The organism is Endozoicomonas sp. ALC013, from assembly GCF_049310205.1.
Lineage (GTDB): Bacteria > Pseudomonadota > Gammaproteobacteria > Pseudomonadales > Endozoicomonadaceae > Endozoicomonas.
The window spans coordinates 1-6,598 of record NZ_JBLYNS010000203.1; the positions used below are offsets into that span (position 1 = coordinate 1).

The window sequence follows — 6,598 nt, forward strand, 5'->3', positions numbered from 1 at the left end:
ACACAGAAAAACCAATTTACTGCCCAGGGGATTGTCAACCTGCTGTGGACCATGGCGAAACTGGTGGACAAAGGGCAGGAACGGACACCGGGACTCCAAGAGGCCGTGGCCGCGTTGTTGCCCCACGTGAACGCACAGAAAGCTAACTTTAAACCCCAGGAAATCGCCAACCTGCTGTGGGCCATGGCAAAACTGGTCGGCAGCGGGCAGCAGACATCAGAGCTTACAGAGGCCTTGGCCGCGCTATTGCCCCACGTGAACGTACAGAAAGCTCACTTTAAACCCCAGGAAATCGCCAATCTGCTGTGGGCCATGGCAAAACTGGTCGACAGCGGGCAGCAGACATCAGAGCTTACAGAGGCCTTGGCCGCGCTATTGCCCCAAGTGAATGCCAAGAAAGCTCTCTTTAAACAACAGGAAATCACCAATCTGCTGTGGGCCATGGCGAAACTGGTGGACAACGGCCAGGAGCAAACATCACGGCTCAAAGAGGCCGTGGCCGCGCTATTGCACCGCGTGAACACACAGAAGGACCAATTTATTCCTCAGCATATCGCCAACCTGCTGTGGGCCATGGCGAAACTGGTGGACAACGGGCAGGAGCAAACACCACGGCTCAAAGAGGCCTTGGCCGCGCTGTTGCCCCACGTGAACGCACAGAAAACTCACTTAAAACCACAGGAAATCGCCAACCTGCTGTGGGCCATGGCGAAACTGGTGGACAACGGGCAGGAGCGGACACCCGAGCTCCACGGGGCCGTGGCTGCGCTGTTACCCCGCGTGAATGCACAGAAAGCTAACTTTAAACCACAAGAAATCGCCAACCTGCTGTGGGCCATGGCGAAACTGGTGGACAACGGACTGGAGCTGACACCAGAGTTCAAAGAGACTGTGGCCGTGCTGTTGCCCCACGTCAACGCACAGAAGGACCAATTTAAAGCTCAGGGCAATGTCAACCTGCTGTGGGCCATGGCGAAACTGGTGGACAACGGACTGGAGCGAACACAAGGGCTCATAGAGACCGTGGCCGAACTGTTACCCCACGTGAACGAACAGAAAGACCAATTTATTCCTCAGCATATTGCCAACCTGCTTTGGGCCATGGCAAAACTGGTGGACAACGGGCAGGAGTGGACACCAGAGCTCAAAGAGGCAGTCGCCGTGCTTTTGCACTACGTGAACGCACAGAAAAACCAATTTAATACCCAGAATGTCGCCAACCTGCTTTGGGCCATGGCAAAACTGGTGGACAACGGAGAGTGGGTGCCAGAGCTTAAAGAAGCTGTGTTCGCACTGTTGCCCCACGTGACCCCACAGAAACACCAATTTACTCCTCAGCATATCGCCAACCTGCTGTGGGCCATGGCGAAACTGGGTGAACTCGTTGAGTTACAAGTGGTTACCTCTACGTTCGAATCGCTTGTCTGCCGATTCAGTGACAACCTTAAGTTCTCTCAGCAAGATATTTTTATGTCTCTCTGGGGCGTAATGGTATGCTGTGCCAGGTTGTCTCTAGACTCCAATGCTCATAAAAATAACATGCTTGAAAAGCACATGGTTGACCTGTTTACTCGCCTGGAAAATACATCCCCGGACAATGAAAAGGATCAACGCATCATTGCCATGGCCGCCAGTTGGCTTGGGATAGCGTGTCCGATCATCCCCCATTACCAGACAACCATTTCAAAACATCAAGCCGACTTCCGCGATCAACTCCAATCATGCATGCCCTCTTTGAAGATTGAAGAAGAAAAGTGTCTGAACTCATTGCCACCCGTTGACCTGCTACTGCCAGATCACAACATGGCTATTGAAATTCAGGGACCGTCTCATTACGTAAGTAATGATTTTAAAATCAGGAATGGTTCGACTCTGCTTAAAATTGCACTGATGCAAAAATCAGGATTTGAGGTCATTGAAATCCCGGTTAACCAGCTCAGGAGCCAGGATTCAATGAAACTTTACATTAATCAAATAAAGACCAGAGTGGAAATCCAGCCACAGGGTCATGGCTGTGTATCACTTAACACCGGATGGGCAGATGAGACAAACGTTACCGCCAATAAAGGGAGGCAATCCCTGGATCACTCTTACTTAACCGCCGAAGATAATTCAGAAAAGCAAACAGACAAACCAAAAAACGGAAAAAGGAAAAGAATAAAAAGGCAATAACCGCTTCCCTTTCATCATGGCTCCAGAACCGTGTTCACATTCCAGCAAAATGAACTTCTGAACAGAACAGCAGTCAGTTTTTTATATTTTCATGAATTGATGAAATATAATTATGGATAGAAGTTCTGCCGGTATCAGTGGTCAATACGCAAGATCAGGTAATAATGACAACCAACCGAATGACCATGCCGCTTCCAGGCGTGGGCGATATAAACAAGCCACAGTCAGACAGTGGGATAATACCCCTCGCACAACCCCGGGGCGTAATAAATTTAACCATTCTTCTGCCGCAGGCCCTTCTCAATATCTACTGCGCCGTTCAGTAAACCCTGCTCAAAATTTTCATGCCCTCATCAAACCAGAAATAATGGCTGGTCTGGTGAGGAAATCGGATCGTTTCGGTCATCGCTATGATGGGAGAGATCACGGCCTGTATGCCAGTTCAATTAAAAAATACACGTCAGCGTCTAAAAGGCCTTTAAATCGAGCGGAACAAAGCCAGCTGATGCGTTTGCTGCAAAATTTCACAGCAACCCGGAGCTGGAATTGGCGAAGCCTGACGACAACACTGCACTCATTGACTTCAGCGGGTGTTTTTACCCCACATAAACCCATGGATGAACGTGTTCAGCTCACTCAAGCAGCCTTATTGTCGACGCTACTTGATGCAATAATATTCAAGTGCAACCAAAAACCTGAAGCCAGTGATATTGGTGCTCAGGAAATCGCTAACCTGCTGTGGGCCATGGCGAAACTGGTGGACAATGGGCAGGAACTAACACCAGGGCTCAACGAGGCCGTGGCCGCAATGTTGCCCTGCGTAAACGCACAGAAAGACCACTTTATTCCTCAGCATATTGTCAACCTGCTGTGGTCCATGGCGAAACTGGTGGACAACGGGCAGGAACTAACACCAGGGCTCAACGAGGCCGTGGCCGCAATGTTGCCCTACGTAAACGCACAGAAAGACCAATTTATTCCTCAGGGTATCGCCAACCTGCTGTGGGCCATGGCGAAACTGGCAGACAACGGGCTGAAGCACACTCCGAGGCTCAAAGAGGCCGTAGCCGCGCTGTTGCCCCACGTGAACGCACGGGAAGACCAATTTAATGCCCAGGGTATCGCCAACTTGCTATGGGCCATGGCGAAACTGGTGGACAACGGGCTGGAGCGAACACCAGGGCTCAAAGAGGCTTTAGCCGCCCTGTTGCCCCTCGTGAGAGCACAGAAAAACCAATTTATTCCTCAGCATATCGCCAACCTGCTGTGGGCCATGGCAAAACTGGTGGACAACGAGCAGGGGCTGACTCCAGAGTTCAAAGAGGCCGTGGTCGCGCTGTTGCCCCACGTAAATGCACAGAAAGCCAACTTTAAACGACAGGAAATCGCCAACCTGCTGTCGGCCATGGCAAAACTGGTGGACAGCGGGCTGGAGCAAACACCAGGACTCAAAGAAGCTGTGGCCGCTCTGTTGCCCAACGTGAGCGAACAGAAAGCTAACTTCAATCCACAGGAAAGCACCAACCTTCTGTGGGCCTTGGGGAAACTGGTGGACAACGGGCAGGAACGGACACCCCGTCTGAAAGAGGCCATAGCCGCGCTGTTGCCCTGCGTGCACAGACAGAAAGACCAATTTGTTCCGCGGGGAGTCGCCAACTTGCTCTGGGCCATGGCGAAACTGGTGGACAACAGCCAGGAGCAGACACCAGATTTCAACAAGGCCATGGCCGCACTGTTGCCCCTCGTGAAAGTACAGAAAGCTGACTTTACACCACAGGGAATCGCCAACCTGCTGTGGGCCATGGCGAAACTTTTGTACAACGGGATGGAGCAGACACCTGCGTTCATGGAGGCCGTGGCCGCGCTGCTACCCCACGTGAACGAACAGAAAGGCCAATTTATTCCTCAGCATATCGCCAGCCTGCTGTGGACCATGGCGAAACTGGTGGACAACAGACAGTACCGGACACCAGAGCTGAATGGGGCCATGGTCGCGCTGTTACCGCTCGTGGACGCACAGAAAGACCAGTTTATTCCTCAGCAAATCGCCAACCTGCTGTGGGCCCTGGCAAAATTGGTGGATAGCGGCCAGGAACAGACACCAGAGTGCAAAGAGGCCGTGGCCGCGCTGTTGCTGCGCGTGAACGCACAGAAAAACCAATTTAATGCCCAGGAAATCGCCAACCTGCTGTGGGCCATGGCGAAACTGGTGGACAACGGGCAGGAACGAACACCCGGGTTCAACGAGGCCGTGGCCGCACTGTTGCCACACGTAAACGCACACAAAGACCAATTTAATGCCCAGGAAATCGCCAACCTGCTGTGGGCCATGGCGAAACTGGTGGACAGCGGGCAGGAGCGGACAGCAGAGCTCAAACAGGCTGTGGCCGTGTTGTTGCCCCACGTAAACGTACAGAAAGACCAATTTATTCCTCAGGCTATCACCAACCTGCTGTGGGCCATGGCGAAAATGGTAGACAACGGGAAGGAGCACACACCAAGGCTCAAAAAGGCCGTGGCCGCACTGTTGCCCCACGTGAACGCACAGAAAGACCAATTTAGTGCCCGGGGTATTGCGATCCTGCTGTGGGCAGTGGCGAAACTGGGTGAGCTCGTTGAGCTGAACCTGGCTAGCTCTTCGTTCGAATCACTTGTCTATAGAATCAGTGAGAACCTTCAGTTTTCTCAGCAAGAGATATTGATGTCTCTCTGGGGAGTCATGGTATGCTGTGCCAGGTTGTCTCTAGATTCCAATACCAATAAAAGTAACGTGTTTGAAAAGCACATGGATGACCTGTTCACTCGCCTGGAAAATACCTCGCCAGACAATGATGAGGAACAATCCATCATTACCATGGCTTCAAGTTGGCTTGGCAGAGCCTGTCCGGTCGTCTGCCATTACCAGACAAACATTTCAAAAACCCAGGTCGGCTTCCGCGATCAACTCCAATCCTCTATTCCATCTTTGAAGATCGAAGAGGAAAAGAGTCTGAACTCATTACCTCCGGTTGACCTGCTACTGCCAGATCACAACATGGTGATTGAAGTTCAGGGTCCCTCTCATTATGTGGGTGGTGATTTCAAAACCAGGAATGGTTCGACTCTGCTTAAAATCGCACTGTTGCAAAAAGCAGGATTTGAGGTCATTGAAATTCCGGTTAACATGCTCTCGAGTCAGGATTTAATGAAACCATACATTGATCAAATAAAGACCAGGATAGGCATCCCGCCACAGGAGCATGGCTTTGTATCACATAAAAGAGCGTGGACAGGTGCTGCATACGTGACTGGTGAAGAACATTTCGCAGAGCAAACCAACCCGGCAAAGAGGAAGAGAACAAGCAGCCAATAATCTCCTTCCTCCCATCATGACTCAAGTAAACTTTTCCGCAAAATGAACTTCTGAACAGAACAGCAGTCTGCTTTTTATATTTTCATGAATTAATGAAATATAATTATGGATAGAAGCTATGCTGGTATCAGTGGTCAATACCCAAGATCAGATAACGGTTACAACCAACCGAATGGCCATGCCCCCTCTTCAGGGCGTGGGCGATATAGACATGCTACAGTCAGACAGCGGGATAGTCACCCCCGCTCTACCCCGAGATGTAACGAATTTCATCATTCTTCTGGCACACGCCCTTCTCAATATTTAATGCACCGTTCAGTAAACTCTGCTCAAGATTTTAATACCCTCATCAAACCAGAAATAATGGATGGTCTGGTGAGTAAATCGGATCGTTTCGGCCATCGCTATGATGGGAGAAATCACGGGCAATATGCAAGTTCAATTAAAAAATACACGACAACTGCTAAAAGACCGCTAAATCGAACAGAACAAAGCCAGCTGATACGTTTTCTGCAAAATTTTACCGCAACACGGAGCTGGAATTGGCGAAGCCTGACGACAACACTGCACTCATTTACTTCAGCGGGTATTTTTGCCATTCATAAACCCATGGATGAGCGTGTTAAGCTTACTCAAGCTTACTTATTGTCAACGCTACTTGATGCAATAATATTTAACTGCAACCAAACACCTGAAGCCAGGGACATTGATGCCCGGGGTATCGCCAACCTGCTGTGGGCCATGGCGAAACTGGTGGACAACGGGCTGGAGCGGACACCAGGGCTCAACGAAGCTGTGGCCGCGCTGTTGCCCCACGTGAATGCACAGAAAGACCAATTTAATGCCCAGGGCAGCGCCAACCTGCTGTGGGCCATGACGAAACTGGTGGACAATGGGCTGGAGCGGGTACCAGGGCTCAAAGAGGCCTTGGCCGGGCTGTTGTCCCACGTGAACGCACAGAAAGACCAATTTAATGCCCAGGGCATCGCCAACCTGCTGTGGGCCATGGCGAAACTGGTGGACAATGGGCAGGAGCGGACACCAGAGCTCAACGAGGCCGTGGCCGCGCTGTTG

Annotated in this window: 3 protein-coding genes; all 3 read left to right on the forward strand. The window is 51.1% G+C overall.

The features are described from left to right. Positions 1-2,172: DUF1601 domain-containing protein (locus ACO6V1_RS21805; protein WP_422468521.1), on the forward strand; the 2,172-nt coding region annotated here is incomplete at its 5' end. 112 nt (positions 2,173-2,284) lie between these two features. After that, positions 2,285-5,524, forward strand: coding sequence for a DUF1601 domain-containing protein (locus ACO6V1_RS21810; RefSeq protein WP_422468523.1), 3,240 nt, complete (start codon positions 2,285-2,287; stop codon positions 5,522-5,524). Between the two features lie 105 nt (positions 5,525-5,629). After that, positions 5,630-6,598 (forward strand): DUF1601 domain-containing protein (locus tag ACO6V1_RS21815; protein WP_422468525.1); only part of this gene is annotated, 969 nt, incomplete at its 3' end.